Source organism: Sulfuricurvum sp., from assembly GCF_049587615.1.
Taxonomy (GTDB): domain Bacteria; phylum Campylobacterota; class Campylobacteria; order Campylobacterales; family Sulfurimonadaceae; genus Sulfuricurvum.
On record NZ_JBAVEF010000020.1, the window covers coordinates 20,856 to 40,635 of the forward strand.

Annotated in this window: 18 protein-coding genes; 1 reads left to right on the forward strand and 17 read right to left on the reverse strand. The window is 43.5% G+C overall.

Annotated elements, in window-relative coordinates:
* Window positions 1-14 precede the first annotated feature (14 nt).
* Together WB308_RS03640 and WB308_RS03645 are read right to left on the reverse strand one after the other, a co-directional pair.
* The gene (locus WB308_RS03640) at window positions 15-581 is read right to left on the reverse strand and encodes an outer membrane protein (RefSeq protein ID WP_424189094.1); all 567 of its coding nucleotides are present in this window, start codon (window positions 579-581) and stop codon (window positions 15-17) included.
* A gap of 117 nt (window positions 582-698) precedes the next feature.
* On the reverse strand, window positions 699-1,406 hold the full coding sequence (locus WB308_RS03645) for a YebC/PmpR family DNA-binding transcriptional regulator (protein ID WP_424189096.1): 708 nt from the start codon (window positions 1,404-1,406) through the stop codon (window positions 699-701).
* A gap of 216 nt (window positions 1,407-1,622) precedes the next feature.
* On the opposite strand from WB308_RS03645, the gene WB308_RS03650 reads away from it, so the two are divergent.
* Complete coding sequence (locus WB308_RS03650) at window positions 1,623-5,126, forward strand: sensor domain-containing phosphodiesterase (protein ID WP_424189098.1); 3,504 nt, start codon at window positions 1,623-1,625, stop codon at window positions 5,124-5,126.
* 1 nt (window position 5,127) lies between these two features.
* On the opposite strand, the gene WB308_RS03655 is transcribed toward WB308_RS03650, so the two are convergent.
* The 15 genes from WB308_RS03655 to acs form a co-directional block, all read right to left on the reverse strand.
* Window positions 5,128-5,982: a DMT family transporter gene (locus tag WB308_RS03655; RefSeq protein WP_424189100.1), complete on the reverse strand. Its 855-nt coding sequence runs from the start codon at window positions 5,980-5,982 to the stop codon at window positions 5,128-5,130.
* A gap of 9 nt (window positions 5,983-5,991) precedes the next feature.
* The gene (locus WB308_RS03660) at window positions 5,992-6,714 is read right to left on the reverse strand and encodes an ATP-binding protein (protein WP_424189102.1); all 723 of its coding nucleotides are present in this window, start codon (window positions 6,712-6,714) and stop codon (window positions 5,992-5,994) included.
* Window positions 6,715-6,862: 148 nt separating this feature from the next.
* A complete protein-coding gene (locus WB308_RS03665; protein ID WP_424189104.1) occupies window positions 6,863-7,057 on the reverse strand; it encodes a hypothetical protein in 195 nt (64 codons plus the stop codon).
* Between the two features lie 167 nt (window positions 7,058-7,224).
* Window positions 7,225-8,634, reverse strand: coding sequence for a pilus assembly protein N-terminal domain-containing protein (locus WB308_RS03670; protein WP_424189106.1), 1,410 nt, complete (start codon window positions 8,632-8,634; stop codon window positions 7,225-7,227).
* Complete coding sequence (locus WB308_RS03675) at window positions 8,631-9,065, reverse strand: hypothetical protein (protein WP_424189108.1); 435 nt, start codon at window positions 9,063-9,065, stop codon at window positions 8,631-8,633. The genes WB308_RS03670 and WB308_RS03675 overlap by 4 nt, the downstream gene beginning before the upstream one ends.
* Window positions 9,055-9,978, reverse strand: coding sequence for an SAF domain-containing protein (locus tag WB308_RS03680; protein WP_424189110.1), 924 nt, complete (start codon window positions 9,976-9,978; stop codon window positions 9,055-9,057). The genes WB308_RS03675 and WB308_RS03680 overlap by 11 nt, the downstream gene beginning before the upstream one ends.
* Before the next feature lie 13 nt (window positions 9,979-9,991).
* Window positions 9,992-10,822: a type II secretion system F family protein gene (locus WB308_RS03685; protein ID WP_424189112.1), complete on the reverse strand. Its 831-nt coding sequence runs from the start codon at window positions 10,820-10,822 to the stop codon at window positions 9,992-9,994.
* A complete protein-coding gene (locus WB308_RS03690; RefSeq protein WP_424189114.1) occupies window positions 10,819-11,763 on the reverse strand; it encodes a type II secretion system F family protein in 945 nt (314 codons plus the stop codon). The genes WB308_RS03685 and WB308_RS03690 overlap by 4 nt, the downstream gene beginning before the upstream one ends.
* Complete coding sequence (locus WB308_RS03695; RefSeq protein WP_424189116.1) at window positions 11,745-13,316, reverse strand: CpaF family protein; 1,572 nt, start codon at window positions 13,314-13,316, stop codon at window positions 11,745-11,747. The genes WB308_RS03690 and WB308_RS03695 overlap by 19 nt, the downstream gene beginning before the upstream one ends.
* Window positions 13,307-14,503, reverse strand: coding sequence for an AAA family ATPase (locus WB308_RS03700; RefSeq protein WP_424189118.1), 1,197 nt, complete (start codon window positions 14,501-14,503; stop codon window positions 13,307-13,309). Before WB308_RS03700 ends, WB308_RS03695 begins: the two co-directional genes overlap by 10 nt.
* 9 nt (window positions 14,504-14,512) lie before the next feature.
* Window positions 14,513-16,150 (reverse strand): hypothetical protein, encoded by a 1,638-nt coding sequence (locus tag WB308_RS03705; RefSeq protein WP_424189120.1) that lies wholly within the window; start codon window positions 16,148-16,150, stop codon window positions 14,513-14,515.
* Between the two features lie 8 nt (window positions 16,151-16,158).
* Window positions 16,159-16,425, reverse strand: a complete 267-nt coding sequence (locus WB308_RS03710; RefSeq protein WP_424189122.1) for a hypothetical protein — start codon at window positions 16,423-16,425, stop codon at window positions 16,159-16,161.
* Window positions 16,418-16,819, reverse strand: coding sequence for a prepilin peptidase (locus WB308_RS03715; RefSeq protein ID WP_424189124.1), 402 nt, complete (start codon window positions 16,817-16,819; stop codon window positions 16,418-16,420). The genes WB308_RS03710 and WB308_RS03715 overlap by 8 nt, the downstream gene beginning before the upstream one ends.
* A 168-nt stretch (window positions 16,820-16,987) precedes the next feature.
* Complete coding sequence (locus tag WB308_RS03720) at window positions 16,988-17,515, reverse strand: YaeQ family protein (RefSeq protein ID WP_424189126.1); 528 nt, start codon at window positions 17,513-17,515, stop codon at window positions 16,988-16,990.
* Window positions 17,516-17,810: 295 nt separating this feature from the next.
* Window positions 17,811-19,769 carry an acetate--CoA ligase gene (gene acs, locus WB308_RS03725; protein WP_424189128.1) on the reverse strand — a complete coding sequence of 653 codons (1,959 nt, stop codon included), beginning with the start codon at window positions 19,767-19,769 and terminating at the stop codon, window positions 17,811-17,813.
* Between the last annotated feature and the right edge of the window lie 11 nt (window positions 19,770-19,780).

Sequence of the window (19,780 nt, forward strand, 5' to 3'; positions counted from 1 at the left end):
CACGAGCAACGCTTTTAGAAACGGTATCCGATTTTTACCTGTGCACGATAATTGTCAAGATCTTCTGTATAATTCTGTGCTAATTCCGCTTTTTGGGTCCACTGCCATCGTAGATCGGCACCCGTATAGAGCTCTTTGCTGATGTTGTATTTTAAACCTGTTCCGGCTTGCAGTGTGAATACCGTATCACTTTTATGATCTGTATCTGAAAAAATGACCCCAAAACCAGGTCCGAATCCCCATTCAACGCCGTTATTCAACGTAATGAGATAATACGGGTTGAATTCGAGATTGGTCATTTCCAAACCGTCACTGTCAAAATGGTTCAACATGATTTGCTGTCGGAGATTATCCCACGGCAAGGTGAAAACCGGACAATCAAGAGAGATTTCGATCCCTACCGTTGAACCTTCGGCATTGACATTTTTGAGGTTCATATAACCTGCTGATACACCGACTTGGATATTTGGACAAAAATTTTTATCCAGGATCGGAAGCACTTTAAACTCTTGTCCGCTCGCTAGTGATCCAAAGAGTAAAGAGGCCAGCAAAGCCGTTTTGGCACATCGTGAAAATTTCATTTTTTCTCCTGCAACGTAATAGATTGGATAAAGTATAGCAAATAATGGTGTAAAAGTTTATATTATATGTGATAAAAGTGTGATGGAAGTGCAGAAGCTTCCCCAAATGGGGAAAAATTAACCGATGTTGGTATAAACCGCCTGGACATCATCGTCCTCTTCGAGTTTATCGATCAGTTTCTCGATATCCGCCATCTGTTCATCGCTAAACTCTACCGGAGAGTTTGCAATACGTTCCAATGCGGCACTGTCAGGGGTAATCCCCATCTTTTCAAGTTCAGCGGAGAGTGCTCCAAATGCGGTATATTCGCCATAAACACTCACTTCACCCTCTTCTTCTTCGATACTCTCTAACCCTGCATCGATGAGTGCAAATTCAAGCTCTTCCAAGTCCATAGCAGGCTTTGGAAATCGAAACACCGCTTTTCGGCTGAACATAAATTCCAAAGAACCGTTGTTGAGGGTTTCCCCTTTGGCACGACCAAAAATCGTACGGACGTTTGAAATCGTTCTAGCATTGTTATCGGTAGCACACTCTACAAAAAACAGTGCCCCATGCGGCCCTTTTCCCTCGATATTCATCTCCGCCAGAGAAATAGCATCTTTACCGGAAGCCCGTTTGATCGCCGCTTCGATGTTGTCTTTCGGCATATTTTGCGCTTTTGCCGTCAAAATCGCCGTGCGGAGTTTCGGGTTCATATCGGGATCTTCCCCACCCTCTTTGGCCGCCATCGTAATGATTTTGCCCAATTTTGGAAATACTCTCGACATATTTCCCCAACGCTTCATTTTGGCGGCTTTACGATATTCAAACGCTCTTCCCATACGGTATGCTCCTCGAAAAAATTGTGCAATTATAGCCGCTTTAGTCGATTATGACAAATTTTCTCTTTTCCAACAACAATGCGCAAAAGAGATATTTTTTCTCATAATTACCTGCAAATTATTTCTACTTTAGAATGTTTTGGCAACGAATCGAACGCTAATGATTAGATCTATGCTATCATCGTAATCATTCAATATTTCCGATAAAGAGGCGATGTGTTCGTATCAAAATATCTTTCTTCCCCATTTATCCGAAGTCTTTGGCAAACGATTGCCATATTACTACTTTTAATTCTCTCATTCAGCATCTATGTCTACGCGGAAAAACAGATCGACCGAACCAATGAAGCTCGTTTATACTCGTTTCTCCTCGCCGATGAGTTACGCCAATCCTCAGACGATTTAACGCGAATGGTTCGAACATACATCGTGACTGAAAATCCGCTCTACAAAAAACATTATCAAGAAATTCTCGATATCCGGAACGGTCAAAAACCGCGCCCCCATGATTATCAAAATATTTATTGGGATTTGGTTGAATTAAACGATACACGTCCGCGTCCCCAGAGTAACGACGCTGTCGCGCTCATCGACAGGATGCGTCAAGCCGGATTTACCGCAACAGAATTTGCCAAACTCTCCGAAGCCAAAAACAACTCCGATGCACTCACCAAAATAGAATTTGCAGCCATGAAGCTGATCGATACCAAAGGCTCAACTGACGAAAGATTCATTCAAAAACAAAAAGCCCTGGAGCTTCTCCATGATGCAACCTATCATGAAGCCAAAGCCTCTATTATGCGCCCTATCAACGAATTTTATACGCTTATGGACGAGCGAACATCCAAAGCCGTAGAGATGGCAGAAAAGACAGCCCTGATCTTGCGCCTTGTTTTTATTATGATCGGAATTTTATTTTTCTTGATGCTTGGGCGCCTCCATTCGCTTCTTAAGTCGATATTGGGGAGCAGTATCGATGAAGTACATGAACATATTTCCCGAATCGGCAAAGGAGATTTCTCCCACCCTATCATCGTGCAACCAGGAACACAAGAGAGTGTGATCGGGTGGCTTGGTGAGACACAAACGAGACTGCAAGAGCTGATTGCCAATAATGAACGGCTAAAAAATCTCTATGCAGCTTTAAGCCAATGCAATCAGGCGATCGTACGTTCTCGCGATGAAGAAGAACTGTTTCCCGTCATTTGTCGTGATGCCATCCACTTCGGCGGGATGCAAATGGCATGGATCGGTATGACCGACCCATCCCTAGACTATTTTAAAGCGGTGAGTTTTTACGGGGAGGGAACCGACTATCTCAAAGGGCTTAGGATCTCTACCAATCCCAATGATCCGAGTGCACAGGGTCCGACAGGGCGTGCATTTCATGAAGACAAACCTTTCTGGTGTCAAGATTTTCAAAATGACCCGATAACCGCACAGTGGCATGAGCGGGGTAAACAATACGGCTGGGGCTCATCCGCGGCACTTCCCCTAAAACGCAACGGCAACGTGATAGGGGTGTTCACCCTGTATGCTAAAGAGAAAGGCGCTTTTGATGAACCGGCGCAAAAACTGCTCGAAGAGATGGTGATGGACATCAGCTATGCTTTGGAGAGTTTTGACCGGGACCGGGCGAGAGATGCAGCTGAAAGTTCCCTCGCGGATACCAATAATCTTTTGACCTCGATTATCAACACCTCTCCGGTACGCATCTTTTGGAAAGACCAAGAGCTCAACTATCTGGGATGCAATCTGATTTTCGCCAATGATGCCGGAGAGAGTGATCCTCAAAACGTCATCGGAAAAAATGATACGCAACTCTGTTGGAAAGAGCAAGCTGAGCTTTATCGTGCCGATGATCTGCGTGTAATGCAATCCGGTATCCCGAAACTCTTTTTTGAAGAGCCTCAAACCACCCCGGACGGAAGTGTTATCTGGCTCAGTACCTCCAAAGTACCGCTTTATAACAAGAATCATGAAATCGCCGGTATCGTCGGTATTTATGAAGACATAACGGTACGAAAAATGGGTGAAATAGCACTCAGAAATGAAAAAGAGACCGCTCAAAACTATCTCGATATTGTGGGTGTCATGATATTGATTTTAGATGTCGATAAGAATGTCAAACTGATTAATCGTCGGGGGTGTGAGATTATCGGCTACCGTGCGGATGAAGTCATCGGTAAAAATTGGATAGAGAACTTTATACCGGCGCGATTGAGAACAACCATTCAAGATGTAAGTCATGACGTGCTAGAACAAAACAAATTGAATGTCTCCACTTTTGAAAATCCTGTTCTCACCCAACAAGGGGAAGAGCGGCTCATTTTGTGGAACAATACACCACTGTTTGATGCCGAGGGACATCCCATCGGTATATTGTCATCCGGAGAAGATATCACGGAACGCAGAGCCGCGGAAGAACGGATTCACTATCTTGCCAATTTTGATGAGCTGACCGGTTTGCCTAACCGTGCACAACTCGATAGCCGCATCCAAGACTTACTCAGTCTTGCCAAGCGGAATCATCGCGAAATCACCGTTATGTTCCTCGATCTCGATCATTTTAAAGATATCAATGACACGTTAGGCCACAGTATCGGCGATGACTTACTGATCGAAGCCTCCAAACGGCTCCAATCCATGCTGCGAGAAGAGGACACCATCGCTCGATTGGGAGGGGATGAATTTATCCTTTTACTTCCCAATATTTCCATGCATGGAGCGGCGCAGGTTGCACAGAAACTTTTGGACGCCTTCAAAACACCTTTCCACATCGAAATGCATGAACTCAGTGTAACCGGTTCTATCGGCATCGCACTCTATCCTAATGACGGAACGGATTTCGGAACCCTCTATAAAAATGCCGATACGGCAATGTACCATGCCAAACAAGAGGGTCGAAACGGATTTTATTTTTTCACCGAAGAGATGCAAAAAAATTCTTCCCGCCACCTCGAATTGGGCAATGCACTGCGTCACGCTCTCGAGCGAAACCAGCTACAGCTCCATTATCAGCCTCAATTTTCCACTGAGAACAAGGATATCATCGGAGCGGAAGCTCTCCTGCGATGGTACCATCCCGATTTTGGAAACGTTTCACCGGCCGAATTTATCCCTATCGCCGAAGAGAACGGAACCATTTTATCGATAGGAGAATGGGTATTGCGCGTTGCTGTACAAACGGCAAAAAAATGGATGGATGAGGGAAGGAGACCAATCATAATGGCGGTCAACCTATCTGCGGTCCAATTTCGTTCTCTCAACCTCCCCATACTGGTTGCTGACATACTCAATGAGGTAGGATTGCCGCCGGAATATTTAGAACTTGAGCTCACGGAAAGTATCGCGATGCATGACCCGCAAAGAGCGATCAATATTATGAATGATTTGCATCAAAGGGGAATCCGAATGTCCATTGATGACTTCGGGACCGGATATTCTTCCCTCAGTTATCTCAAAAAATTCAATATCTATAAACTCAAAATCGATCAATCCTTTGTTCGAGATATCAATGTTGATCCCGAAGACAAAGCAATCGTCGCCGCGATCATCAGCATGGCAAAAAGCTTGGGCTTACAAACGATAGCCGAGGGGGTAGAGACGATAGCCCAACTCGAGTATCTTCATGAACAGGGATGCAATGAAATTCAGGGGTACTATTTCTCAAAACCGCTTCCGATAGAGGAATTTGAAATCTTTAGAAACAAAAAATAGCTTATTTGCGGTTGATCAAATAGACCGCAATCATACTGATCAAACCGCCGATCACTAAGGCGAGTGAGGGGATCTCATCCAAAAGAAAATAGCTTGAAACCAAGGCAAACACCGGAACCAAGAACATGTACGAACTTGCCCGTCCCGAACCCATCTCACCCGAAGCGATAAAATAGATCGTTGAAGCAACCGTCTGCCCCAGTACCGCCAGATAGATCAGAGCGCTCCAGAAGCGGATATCCTGGTTCACGACACTCCCTATTCCATGCGAATACGCAACAAAAAACATCCCGATCGTTGCGATCAGCCCCAATAAAAAAGAGTAATGGATGGGATCAATATGCAAACGCGACCTCTGTGCACAGAGGGTCAGTAGGGCCCAGACCAGAGCAGACAAAAGAAAAATGAGGTTTCCGCCGTGCGTCAGAAGTTCACTGTGCCACACTTCGAGCATAACCGCTCCCCCGGCCAGACCGATAACCAGTCCGATCCCATGACGGGTGGAAGGTTTCATCCCTAAAAAGAGGATGGCAATCAATACCGTGAGTATCGGACTGAGCGTTGTAATGAGAACGCCTCCCGCCCCTGCCGTTCCCACCGAAACGCCCCAAAACGACAATCCCATAAATACCGCGTTCAAAAAAGCGCTCGCACTCACCCATCCAAAAGAGTGGACAGAAATACGGATCGGTTTTTTGTACCACCACAAAATGGGCAAAAATGCGATACTCATCAGGGCAAAGCGCCAAAAGGTCACCACTTCCCACGGTACGTTTTCGGTAAGAATTTTAAGAGCAGCCCATCCCCCGCCCCAGAGCATCATGGCGAGGATCATTAAAAAAGGGAGAGGAATCAAAGAAGAGGCTTACTTGTCAATAAATACGATGTCGCTTTGGATGTTGTTAAAGAGAAGAGAACGGTTATCGACACGGTGCTGATACAAGAAGGTATTCGGCTCCATCGATCTTAGAACGGTCGTGTTGTAATAGTACGCATTCGTACAGCGCCCGACGAAAAGGAATGAAAACAGCAGTTTGATACGGGGATTTTCAAACATCTCATGGGGCTGCGCCAAAAAGGTGAGTCCGAATTTTTTCAGATTGACGAGATCGAAAATGTAAAACATGAAGTCCTCGAATTTGGTGTAAAACCCTTCCAGACTCGCAATCTCCTGCATAATGTAGTAATAGTTGTCCAAAAGCTCCCGCTTTTGCATCATTTGGGAAAGCTTGCTTTTGATATCCCGTTTACTCGCAAAAAAGGAGGGACTGACCGCCATATAAATGTTTTGTCGTTCCGCAATCGCCGCATCCAAAGCAGCATTGAACGCATCACTCTCGTCAAAACGCATGTAGTGAAAATCACTGCTGGTTTTGAATTTCTCTTCAACTTGATCCGGGGTTGGATCGGAGAAATCGAGATACAGGGTCGGGATGCCGCTCTCGATAACAAATTCACGGATTTTATTCGCAAGATGTGTTTTACCCGATCCCGGCTCTGCCAAAATCAACGTATTTTCGCGTAATACGCGGTCTTGGAGTTCGAGGGTCGCAATAGAGCTTTTAAATTTTCCGATTTTTCGTTTCATGGATTGATCCGTTCATAATGTAAATCTGTAAGAGTAAGTATAGCCAATGCAAATGGACTTAAAGATAAAGAGAGGAGTAATTCAGAAAGAAAAAAAGCGCGGAATCCTAAAAGTAGCAGCAGAGACGAATGGCGTCTCTGCATCGACATTATTGGGCAGGAGCAGCAGGAACAGCAGCATCAATAGCATCATTTCCAGCTTTTTCTACTTTTCCTTGTGCGCTTTTCATGTACGTATTTACACCGGCAACTAAGCCAACGCCCACAACAACCAATAATACAGCGACCAATACGCCGCTCATCCCTTTTTGCGATTTAATACGAGCCCATATATTTTTTAACATTTTTTAAACCTTTGTGATATTTTTGTGATGGTATTCTATCACTATTAATTATAAATTACAAATTATTTTTTACCATTCTTATTATCAGCTATGCTTATATTTTGAGATTAGTTTTTGGCCATTGCCTTATAGGTTTTCTTCACCTTCCGTGATCATCCCATCTGCTCTTAAGAGGAGGTATTATTACGAAGAAAAAGTTTGCGCGTTTCCATCTGATGCTCTCGCCCCTCAGCCCTCTCGGCAACACTTTCAGATGGTTTTGCAACCACTTCTTCTACAGGTTTAGGGGGAATTGCCTGTGGTATTATTGATTGCAGCTCATGCATCTCATCCGCTTCATGTTGGAACGTGTGGTAAAAATCGGCTTCATTCATGGGTTTATTCGAATCGACGATTTCAGGGACCAAAAAGAAAAGTAAATCATTTGCTTTTTTGGAGTCGACCGTCCGTTTAAACAGGTAACCCAAAAGGGGAATATCACCCAACAATGGAACTTTCTCTTCTTGGTTCATCGATTCGGTATGAAGCCGCCCTCCCAAGGCAATCACCTGACCGCTTTGGGCTACAACATCCGTAGTGATATTTTTTGATCTAAATGCCGGAACATAAATATTCTCACCCAATTGTACCCGATGGGTTGGATCGATATCGAATTCACTGTCGGAGATACCGACATTAATCCCCATATATCCCTCTGTTTCCAAAAATTTTGGACGTATTGTCATACGTAACCCATACTCTTTTTCTTCCAAATTGATGGTCGGAAAATTGTTATTGTTATAGGTCATACCGATGGGGATATAAACCTGCCCGCCAACATGAAAAGAGGCATTTTGTTCCTCGGTACTGAGCAAAACCGTATCATCTAGAATTCGAGCTACCCCTTTGGATTGCAAGAAACTCAAATTTGCCAACAATGCTTTGCCCGTATCGGCGAATACCCCTGTCTGATCGAGTAAAAAACCGCTAAATGTGGCATACGTTTTGGCTGTCGAGTTAATGGCTACTTTACCATTCTTGGCAAAATAGTTGAGTCCAACTGCACCGCCGAGTTCTTCGGCACGATCATTGTCAATCGACACCAGGTATAATTTGGTACGGATCATTTTCTCGACTGTTTTGGTCTGACTTAAATCCATGGTTTTGTTAGCATCAATTCCCGCATTGGATAAAAGTTCATACACCCTTTTTTTCTGATGCGGATCACTAAAATGTCCTCCTAAAACTGTCGAACCGTCCCCTGCGCGATGAAGAGTGATCTTTGGCGCAATCGTATTGATCATTTTTTGGACAAAACCTAGATTTTGATTCACATAGACTTGATAATTTTCAACGGTATTGTCGTTATAACGGATAAGAAGCGAGGTATTTCCGCTTTTTTTGCCGAATAAGCGCAAAATTTGATTGGGCTTAGCAGAAGAGTCCATAACCGTCACTTTGAGCACATCCTGATTCCCGACAACGACCTGATTAAACGATTTTTCTGCCGTAAAAACATGAAATTCATTTTCGAAAACAACCAAATCCCGGCTCCAAAGCGATACCATTATCCCCATCAACATCAGTAGAATTTTCACAGTGTTCCTTTACATTCTTGTTTAAACGATCCATTTTGATCGCGATACGAATACGACGTGATGATCGAACTCACGCTCTTCGCTTCTAAATGATTAAATTTATCATACGCGAGGGTAGACTCAATTTTAGTTTGTCCCGCTGGCATATCACCTATCCTGACAAAAGTCAGTGTAGGCATACTGGGAGGGCATAATGATGCTATGACTGTTTTTTCAGCTTCCGGGAGTGAAAAGGTGCCAAGTGTTTCGTTGTTATCGATAATAATAATAGTGCGATGGCTCATCAGTTTCAATCGATTATCCAGCTGCATCACCGTCCAGTAATCAAACAGTATCGTTATAATAAAGGCAAACGTTGGGATGACCACAATGATCATCGCCATGATTTGGGCAAGGCCGAACCCTTTTCGCCATCTTGGTTTAATGTTCATAAGAGACTATTCCCTTGGGAGACGCTATCAATTTCGGTAGAGCAGGCAAAGGCCGCACCGTATTATGTTTGGTGTGACGAGGGAGAGTAGGCCCAGCCATCATCTTTTGTTTCAGTGCTTCCTCAGCAGCAGAACCGGCAGAGTTGCATTGAATCATCCAAATGTGTCCCTGATAGAGATTATTCGAATTATGGGAACGATCATTATTCAGTTCTTGCGAACGATAATAAAGACTCAAAAAACGGCCAATCTCTTTCGGGGACATCTCCAAAAGAATCTCATCGGCGAGGACTTTGGTCGAAGCTTGCGTTTTTTCATCTATGGTAACGGACACAATCGTTTCAACCTTTTTACCATCTTTCATAAATCCACTCACGGAAAGATTCAATGCAATATAATGCGTCGCAAATTGGTGTTTTTCCTCACCGTATTCCGATATACCGACAATATCGATATGGTCTCCTACCCGCAATGACGTATCAGGATTTTTAAAAACATTCAATGGGATACTGATGACATCATGCGTCGCCCCCTCTTTCGAACTATTATTCTCCAATATTTTCTGGGCATCCGCTATGGGTTCACTCATGGATGGCATCTTCAGACTCAGCTTTTCAAAACGCAAGTAGTCATTTTTCATAATATCAACACGGGCATAGTGATCAACAATATCCGCCATCGAGAGAGGTTCAGCTCCGACATAATCGTACGGAAGTGAACGAAGTGCAATATCATCGGGTGTAATTTTTTGGCCTGTTACAATATTTTTTGTCGCCACATAGACCGCAACGTTCTTTTCTGAATCGGAGCTATTTTGTTCACGTATCACATACATCATTGCCGTTACTATTATCGCAAATATCGCCAAGGACAAAAATCCGACTCCAAGCAGAATATTTCTTTTCTTATTCATACATTTCCTTTATTTATAATCCACTCATGAGTGCATCGGCCGAAATGGGAAAAGCGATCATTGCGATCATCGCCGGCAAGATAAACAAAAACATGATTAACGTCAAATTAACATTCATCATTGCCGCTTTCTTTTCGATCATCAACATCTCTTGTTCTTTAATCTCGCGCGATTGATTTTCAAAAACTGTTTTGACTCCGATTCCTGTCTCTTCGGAGAGGCGCATAAAATTGACGATGGTCGCAATCGCGTCTGATCCCGTCCGACGGATCAGGTTGTCATACGCAATTTCACTGCTGTAGGTTACATACTCGTTTTTAAACAACTTTGATTCTTCCAACAAATCACGCCGTATAACACTTGCACCGTCTCGCGTCACTTGATCGATCGCATTGTTCAATCCCCCTCCACCTTCTAAAATAATGATCAACAAATCAATGAAAATCGAAAGGTCTTCTTCAATACGTTTGATCCGTGCCGATATCTGCTCTTCCAAATACAATGGAGCGGTTCCCACTGCCATCGATAATGCTGCCAGAGCAAGGAGCATATTCATGAAAAATGACAGGTCCAAAATAAAAATTAGCACCACCAAAGCTCCACCGCCGATAACACCCGCCAATGCAACCTCAATCAACTGTTTTTTACTCAATCCGGCACGCGTGAGTTTAAGCTTGAACATTTTCTCAAATTTACTGGAGTGATCTTCTATAATATCTATTTGTTGGACATCGAAAATTTCCTGCATCCACCGATTGCGTCGGTACGTGAGGTAGGCGTAGTATCCAAAAGCGCCTATCGCACTCAAAAGGGCAAAAAAAGCCGCTGCCACTAATACACTCATACCTCAATCCTTGTAATCAGACGATTGACTGCCAATCCGATAATCATCCACAAACCGATCCCGAATAATTGCCAACGACCCCATTCAGAATTCAAAAAGTACTCATTCACTTTTCCGTTAAAATTCATATCGATCATAAAATACAAAAGGATATTGAGTGAGGCCACCATATAAGAACCGATACTTGCTTCACGGGTCACGACACTCACCTTGTCCTGCATTTTCTTACGGTACCGAAGGGTCTCCTCCACTTTTTCCAGTGTTGCCGAGAAGTGCCCTCCGCTCTCACGACCGATTTTGACAGCAAGAGCAAAAATACGGAGCTCTTTTGAATCGATATGACGATTCATATTCTCAAATGCTTCGATTTCGCCGATACGATTTTTCTCATGTAAAAAGCGTTCAAAAATGGTTCGAAACATCACGGAATTCGATGTCATTACTGATTTATTCAACGCCTGTTCGAATCCAATACCATTACGCATCATTTTAACAAGGACAGAAATGGCGATACTAAAAGAACGGTTGAATTCGATTTTTCGTCCCATTTTTTTTCCGTTTAACACCATAATGACGACACCGATCCCCGCAAAAACACCGATTATCAATCCCAACCAATGCTGCAGAAAGAGGACAAAACCTGTACCAAAAACAGCCGACACCAGTAGAGTAATCGCATACAACTGCCAGGACTTAATCTCCAAACCGGCCAACCTCAACATTCTCTGTATCCGTTGTTCCCATACATTGAGATCGCTATCCTCTGTATTGATATCCAAGGATCCATGCTCATTTCCATACGAATCCGCAACCATATTTTTAAGCCGTACCAAACGGAGGTAATGGTACATCTCAATGCCAAACCAATACACTGTTGTCGCCGCTAAGAGCGATAAAAAGGCAAAAACAAGATAGATCGTCATCATTTCAAATTCGGCCATCGTTCCAAAATGCTTTTCCCTTCTTGATAACTGTTTTTGATAATTTCACTTAAATAATGATCTTCCCATCCGCACATTCTACTGGGATGAAAACTTTTTAACTCGCCAATCAGCATGTCTTTGGTAACAATAAAATCGGGGTCAAAAATCTTTTTCTCGATCTCCACACCATTTTGTGCCATTTTGTTTATTGATCGTACCGGTGCACTCACCGCATTAAATGTTCCGTTTGAATCCGTCGGATTTCCATTAAAGGAATTGCGTTTAAATTCAAAAATATCCAGCATCGAGACGATACCGTTCTCTTCCATTCTCTTTTCGGGTTCTGAGATTTTGACAACACGACGCCGGCCATCGGGAAAACGAACCAGCTGAATTACCAAATCCACCGCACTGATAATTTGAGAACGGACAAAGGTCATGTTAGCACTTGGACGCGCCTCCAAAAACATATTTTCAATACGAATAATCGCCTCTTTCGTATCGTCGGCATGGACGGTCGTCATTGACCCGGGATGACCTGTATTCATCGCATTCAGCATCGTGACGATCTCAGGCCCGCGGCATTCCCCTACAATAATCCGCCGAGGGCTCGATCGCAGGGCAGTACGCAGTAACTGCTCGATCGTAATCGCCCCGACCCCCTCCTCGTTCTCCATGCGAGCTTCAAATGACCTAATGCTGTGGCAGGGCATTTGCGGTTTCATCTCTTTAGTATCTTCAATCGTTAAAAGCTGGTCCCCTTCATCAATAAAACGGGTAATCGCATTCAAAAAAGTGGTTTTTCCACTCGAAGTTCCCCCCGATACGACAATATTGAGCTTTCCCTGTACTGCTTTCAACAGAAAATAGGCTATTTTTAAATCCATTTGCGCCCCATCCAGCATCGACTCGAACAATAAAGGGATCTCACGGAATTTACGGATGGTGACGTACGAACCTGGTTTACCTTCTCGATCCACATTGGCTGCAACCGGGGGAATTTGAACCTCTATACGTGAACCATCTGCAAGTTTGGCCGACGCAATAGGATGGGACTCATCGATTTTGCGGTTCGATTCACTGAGCATTCGATTGATAATACGACGCAGTTCCATTTCTGAGCGGAATCTAAAGGGAGTTATAATGGTTTGTCCGCCATAAATGACATCAATATAATCTTTGGTGTTGATGATAATATCATTCAGATCATGTCCCGCATTGCGTATAATCGCCGAAATTGGGCCATAATAAAGGAGATTATCGACAATCAATTCAATAATCTCATTTTTTAAATTTGCTTTGGGAAGGCTGTACTCGGCAATATGTCGCGCAATTACTTCACGAATCATTTTTTCAGTGAGCTGGATTTTAGGATTGAGCTTTTCGATAAAAGTATCGTAAATAGTATAAGCCAACTCCAGATAATCATTGTTTTGATACAGCATCGGAAAACAAAAAACCTGACATCCTTGCACCATTTCCTCATCTTCTAGAGTAATATCTTGAGAATGTTGAATAACGGTTTGGGCAATCTGTGCAGTGCGCCGAAGCATCTTCTCTTTTAAAGCCATTGTTTCACCTTAGTCCAAAGGGGATTGAGCGGTTTTTTGGTTTCAGTTACCTGTTCCATCGACGTAGTGAAAAAATAACGATCGATCATCATTTCAAGTCGTTTAACGAAGTTGCTCTCCGGAAACTCTTCACACACCAGCATCGCCTCATTCCAACAGGGACGTAAATGTTTGGCATCATTGGGGAGGGTAAAATCGACTTCAAATTTATGACGGGAATCTTTGGAGAGGATCATCGTTGCCTCATCTTGGGTCACGGTGCCAAACGAATCTTCACGATTGACAAGAATATGAGTTTTGCTGTACCAGCCGCTTTTATCGATAATATCGATGTAGGTTTTCAAAATCGACATGGCTGGAATATTCAGTTCGGTAACGACAAAAATCTGATCGGCGATCTCTTGGATATCAATCTCGAGTTCAACATCTTCAAACATTCCCACATCGATCAAAATAAGATCAAAAAATTGTTTCGCAAACGTAATAAAGGCCAAAAAGCGTTGAATATTTTCCGCTTTTTCCAAGGTTTCACGATCGGTATGACGCTGAATTCCCGGAATAAAAAAAAGATTTTTATCATATTTCATTAAGCCATTAGCAAACAAATCTTCCAAATCCAAACGGGCTAACGACGCAATATCGATGATATTTTTTTGAGGTTGAAAAGCATCAAAAAAAAGATTAGATACCGATTTGGTGTAAGAAAAATCCAAAAAGAGAACATTTTTTTCCGGATGCTTAGCCGCTACCATCGCCGCTAAGTTCATCGTGATAGTCGTTGTCCCCACTCCGCCACTGATACCGGTAAAGACGGCGATATTGCTTTTTCCCCGACGCTCTTTTATGACGCTTTGAGAGTGGGCAACCATTTGTTTGATCGCTTCGGGATTGACGTCACTTCGGCTGATGTATTTATCAACTCCCATCTTGCCGGCGCGTAAGGATAGGTTAATATCATCAGGACCGATAACAATAATATAAATATTATTGCTGAAATTAATCTGGTGAAGCATTTCTAACTCAGTCATGGATTCGACACGGTAAATGAGGACAATATCCCGATTACGATGCGAAGCATAAAAACTGATAAACTCGTCAATTCTATTCAAGTTGACGACATCGTCAAAAAACTCTCTTAAACGAGTAAAACACTCTTTTTCGATTGTCGAAACGTATGCAATGATCATAGGCTACCTTTAGTGTGTTACAGTTATCAATTTAATCTGTGTTGTGCTGAGCGGATCCGTAGGCTTGAGCGTAATTTTTTTAAGATCCAGTATTAATCCCCGGCCCAAGCCTATACCGTTATTGTTATAACTTTTTACCGTATACGTTTTACCTCCATCAACAGAAGAACCACCTACCCCTTTTCCGGCACACCATGACACCCATAATTGATGGGTGTTATACGTCGTGTATGTTGGCATAAATATAAATCCACCTGTCTGTAACTTCATAGACCAAGCAGTCGCAGTACTTCCTTTTGATTTGTAAAATGTTTCATACGTTGTCGCGGTACCTGTCGGGAAAAAGAAAGAATACGTTGTTTCCTTTTTTTCTACGGTACACGTCTCATCACCACTCCCCTGAGCAGCATTCGTCGAATGAATCCCCATGAGTTTAAAAGTCTCAAAACGGTCAACCGTTGCCCCGCCATCCTTTGTTACCGCTAATGTCATTGTCATTGCTTCCGCGTCTGTAAACTGATAATTTGTTTCTGAGTAAACAGGGGTAGTAGCAGTCACCGTAGTTGTACCGAACATCATGCTCATCATTTTGCTCATCCAGTTGAACATGCCTGAAAACAATGAGGTAGGTGCAGAAGTAGCCGTCGTCTGCACTTTTGCCGGCGTTATTTTACCCGCTAGCGCGAGCAACGCATTTTCCGTATCAAGGGTAATAAGGTCAGATTTAACCGCACTTCCGGATGTATTTTTTTTCAATAATGTTGTATTAAAAAACATTGATGTGAATCCAGTCATTATGCGACACATCATGGTCATCGGCCAAAACGCTGATTGACAACTGGCAACATTTTCTTCTTTGTTTTTTTGCTTATAATGGAGAAGAGAAACAGGTGTGTATAACAAGCCTGGATGAAGATCTGTACCCGTCGACATTAAATACTTCTGTTGTACCCCAGCAATAATATTGGCTCTATAACGCTGACGTTCATCATCTGCAGATGTAACATTGTCAATTTTGACCACAGGAGAGTCTAGATAATCTGTACTATTTTGAGATGTAAAACCAAAAAAAGAGAAGAAAAACTGGAAAATCTCTGAAAAAAAGCTGGAAAACGATTTTTTCGCACCTAATGGCACATCATTTTTGTAATAATCTTCATCTCGTTGAATATCAAGCGGATAGATCATTGCATCCGCCGATGTGTCTGTGTATAATCCTGTAGGAGTGCCGGCATCCTTATAAACCGGTTGAAACATCAAACTGACACTGGCTTCATTAGCAAGTCCGGCTACGGATACATCATTTACCAAAAATGGTTTTTGTCCTGAACACCCCTGCGAGGCAAGTTCTCCTTTTCCTGCGATAGAGCAGGCCGAAGAGGCTTCGACGCTCAACTGTGCAGTGGCTGTAGTTTTAATCTGAGTAAAGCTTCTTGTTTTATTTTCAGGATCAAAAAAACGATTCCAAAAGGTATTGACTTCATAATTGGTTGTTGAGATCGTCACTTGTTGCTTATAAAGCTCATTCCCGTGTATATCTTTGCCAAGAGAATTCCCCAGAGGATGAAAGATAGTCTCTGTTGTAGCCGTTTGAGCATAAATAATAGATGTCAATAAGAGCGCACCTATCCCTATTCTTTTTATCATCATTGTTCCTACTCTTGGATCTTATTGAGTTTCATCATATGGGTCACATAAGTGTTGACCGAAGCTTTAGCCTCCGCTTCACTCATCCCATTCTGTTGTAACACGATGTATTGCTGTGTCGCTGATATAATCAACTCTTCTTGAATATGCTGCAAATTTTCAACATTATTGATTTCATGAAGAGAATCATTTTCCCCTCCCAAAAACCACATAAACCAGAAAAAGAGCATAAGGGCAAACAATAAGGGAACAATAGCGACAGAACCCCTACGCATGAACAGCTCCATATACGACAAGAGATGCAATACTCATCGCCGGAGCGAATCCAAACTCACGTTTGCGTAACAATGCCATAATGATCAAATGAACAATCCCTGCCAATCCAAGAAAATATCCTAACGGTTCCAATCCCAAAAATAATGCGCAAAATGCTCCAAAACGCAAATCACCCCCTCCAAAAGGGAGATTAAGTACGATCGGTATTAAAAATATCACAATTATAAGGATCACTGCCAAAATGTGATTACTATCCAGATACCCTTCTATCGCCATTATTAAACCTAGCAGTACAATTGCAGGAAGGATGAACTTATCTGGAATAAGCGAATAGCGAGCATCAATCCATGAAACCATGGTTGAAACAAACATAAAAAAAGCTAATGCAATCAAGTAATATCTTTATAAGTAATTGTGATTATTTTGTGATGAGCATTATAAGGAGTGTGACCTTATTGTTTTCTAAAAATATTAATTTTTAACAATATTAGGTTGGCATTTAGAAGAAGATTGTAAAATGATGAGGAAGGATTTAAGGTAATAAAATAGAAAAAGAGTTTTTTATTGCCATTGTTCCTGCGTTATCGTCACATCGCCGCGATCGCTGTGAAAGCTGAGCTCACCGTCGCTGATATTGCATTGCAGCCGCATCGATCTTTCGCAGAGTTTCTCTATCCCCTCCGCATGCAGATGGATGACGCTGAGATTTTTAAACCGTGCAAACGTCGCGCCGTATTGACGCCACCACGCCGTAGCACTCTTGAGGTTGTAGGTATAGACGATCACCCGTTCCGATCGCCCGCACGCTTTGCGCAACCGTTTTTCATCCATCTGTCCCAGATCGATCCACAGTACGATATCGCCGCTGTAATCTTTCTCCCACAGTTCGGGTTCGTCGTCTCCCCCGATCCCTTTGGTAATGACGAGACGATCAGAAGCATTGAGAGCGAAGGATACAAGTCGGATCATAAGACGCTGATCGGTCTCCGAGGGGTGCTGGGCTAATGTGATCTCATGAGTTTCGTAGTAGTTGCGATCCATATCGGCGATACTGAGTTGTGCTTTGTAGATCGTTGAACCTGCGGCCATAAGAACTCCCTTGTAAGTAAGCGATTATGGCATAAAGGGGCTTAGACGATACTAGAAAATTGGGGGGGCAAGGGGAGCAAACCCCTTGGCTACACTCAATTGAGCATAGGTGCAAAGATGCACATAAGCAGTAGTGTGAGTATAAGCTTATCCACTAAGTCCCCCTTGTTGTAGTTTTTGGAGGGCAAAAAAAAAGGCCGAGGGGTAATTACTCCCTCGACCATTGCCGCTCCATTAACTACAACAAAGCTATACTCACGAAAAAATTATAACATATTTTTTACTATTGTAAAACTTACCCTTTGACTTTCGTTTCGATCGTCGCAACGATACTTGGATCTTCGAGCGTTGAGATATCCTGAGTGATCGCTTCGCCTTTTGCAATAGAGCGAAGGATACGGCGCATGATTTTTCCTGAACGTGTTTTCGGCAAGCCCGGAACGAAAACGATGTCATCACAGATAGCGATGTTACCGATCTCTTTCATGATCACTTTGTTGATCTCTTTGACCATTTTCATCTCTTCGCCGACGGTGTCGTCGCCTTTGAGGACGATGTAGGCAAAGATCCCCTCACCTTTGATATCGTGCGGTTTACCGACGACGGCTACTTCAGCGACGTTAGGGTGTTTTTTACATGCCGCTTCAACTTCGGCAGTTCCCATGCGGTGACCCGAAACGTTGATAACGTCATCGGTACGTCCCGTGATCGTAATGTATCCCTCTTCGTCATAGATTGCGCCGTCACCCGTGAAGTAGACCGGTTGTCCCTCTTTTTTGACATCACCGAAATACGATTTCACGAAACGCTCAGGATCGCCCCAGATTCCGCGGATCATAGACGGCCAAGGACGGGTTACACACATATAACCACCCTCTCCTGGTGCGACCTTTTCACCCGTTTGAGGATCAAGGATCTCAGCGATGATCCCCGGAAGCGGGAAGGTCGCACAGGCAGGTTTGATCGGTGTCGCACCCGGCAATGGAGAGACGATATGTCCCCCCGTCTCGGTTTGCCAGTAGGTATCGACGATCGCGCATTTGCTTCCGCCGACGGCTTCGTAGTACCATTTCCATGCCGGAGGGTCGATCGGCTCACCGACGGTTCCGAGGACTTTTAGAGAGCTGAGATCGTATTTTGCCGGCTCATCTTCGCCCATTTTGTGCAATACGCGGATCGCAGTCGGAGCGGTATAGAATTGGTTGATTTTGTACTCTTCGACCATTTTCCACGGACGTCCCGCATCCGGATAGGTCGGAACCCCTTCGAACATTACCGTCGTCGCACCCATCGCGAGTGGTCCATAAACGATATAGGTGTGTCCGGTAATCCAGCCGACGTCTGCCGTACACCAGTAGGTGTCGTTCTCTTTGACGTCGAATACCCATTCCATCGTCATTTGTGCCCAGAGGATATACCCTGCAGAGTTGTGTTGAACCCCTTTTGGTTTTCCGGTAGAACCGGATGTGTAAAGGAGGAAAAGAGGATCTTCGGCGTCCATAACTTCCGCTTCGCAAATGCTCGATTGAGACTTGATGAGTTCGTTGTACGAATAGTCGCGTCCCGCTACCCAAGTGATGTCTTCATTATTACGCTCGACGACGAGAACTTTCTCAACAGGAGATTTCTCATCGATCGCTTGGTCAACAACCGGTTTGAGCATGTACGGTTTATCTTTGCGATACGCTCCATCAGCGGTAATGACCAATTTTGCTTCCGCATCTTCGATACGGTCTTTCAATGCTTCAGACGAGAATCCGCCGAAAACGATCGAGTGGATCGCACCGATACGGGCACATGCGAGCATCGCGTACGCTGCTTCAGGAATCATCGGCATATAGATAACAACGCGGTCACCTTTTTTGACACCAAACTCGTTTTTAAGAAGATTCGCAAATTTATTGACGTTGTAATAGAGTTCAAGGTAAGTAATGATTTGTTTATCACCACGGTCGCCCTCAAATATAATCGCCGCTTTGTTTTTGCGTGAAGAGAGATGACGGTCGATACATTGGTGGGCAACGTTAAGTTTTCCGTTCACGAACCATTTGTAAAACGGCGCGTTGCTCTCATCGAGCACTTGGGTGTACGGTGAAAACCAGTCGATTTTCTCATTCGCAAAATGTCCCCAGAATCCCTCATAATCCTCTTGTGCCCATGTTTGCAAATCATGATACTCACACATATTTTTAATACGGGCATTTTTAGCAAACTCACGGTTCGGTTGAAAAATTGGTTTTACGATATCACTCATAGTTAAGGCTC

Excerpts from the sequence above, each read along its gene's own strand:
- WB308_RS03640 (WP_424189094.1), bottom strand. The coding sequence starts at position 581 with ATGAAATTTTCACGATGTGCCAAAACGGCTTTGCTGGCCTCTTTACTC.
- WB308_RS03645 (WP_424189096.1), bottom strand. The coding sequence starts at position 1,406 with ATGGGAAGAGCGTTTGAATATCGTAAAGCCGCCAAAATGAAGCGTTGG.
- WB308_RS03660 (WP_424189102.1), bottom strand. The coding sequence starts at position 6,714 with ATGAAACGAAAAATCGGAAAATTTAAAAGCTCTATTGCGACCCTCGAA.
- WB308_RS03665 (WP_424189104.1), bottom strand. The coding sequence starts at position 7,057 with ATGTTAAAAAATATATGGGCTCGTATTAAATCGCAAAAAGGGATGAGC.
- WB308_RS03675 (WP_424189108.1), bottom strand. The coding sequence starts at position 9,065 with ATGAACATTAAACCAAGATGGCGAAAAGGGTTCGGCCTTGCCCAAATC.
- WB308_RS03680 (WP_424189110.1), bottom strand. The coding sequence starts at position 9,978 with ATGAATAAGAAAAGAAATATTCTGCTTGGAGTCGGATTTTTGTCCTTG.
- WB308_RS03685 (WP_424189112.1), bottom strand. The coding sequence starts at position 10,822 with ATGAGTGTATTAGTGGCAGCGGCTTTTTTTGCCCTTTTGAGTGCGATA.
- WB308_RS03690 (WP_424189114.1), bottom strand. The coding sequence starts at position 11,763 with ATGGCCGAATTTGAAATGATGACGATCTATCTTGTTTTTGCCTTTTTA.
- WB308_RS03695 (WP_424189116.1), bottom strand. The coding sequence starts at position 13,316 with ATGGCTTTAAAAGAGAAGATGCTTCGGCGCACTGCACAGATTGCCCAA.
- WB308_RS03700 (WP_424189118.1), bottom strand. The coding sequence starts at position 14,503 with ATGATCATTGCATACGTTTCGACAATCGAAAAAGAGTGTTTTACTCGT.
- WB308_RS03705 (WP_424189120.1), bottom strand. The coding sequence starts at position 16,150 with ATGATAAAAAGAATAGGGATAGGTGCGCTCTTATTGACATCTATTATT.
- WB308_RS03710 (WP_424189122.1), bottom strand. The coding sequence starts at position 16,425 with ATGCGTAGGGGTTCTGTCGCTATTGTTCCCTTATTGTTTGCCCTTATG.
- WB308_RS03720 (WP_424189126.1), bottom strand. The coding sequence starts at position 17,515 with ATGGCCGCAGGTTCAACGATCTACAAAGCACAACTCAGTATCGCCGAT.
- acs (WP_424189128.1), bottom strand. The coding sequence starts at position 19,769 with ATGAGTGATATCGTAAAACCAATTTTTCAACCGAACCGTGAGTTTGCT.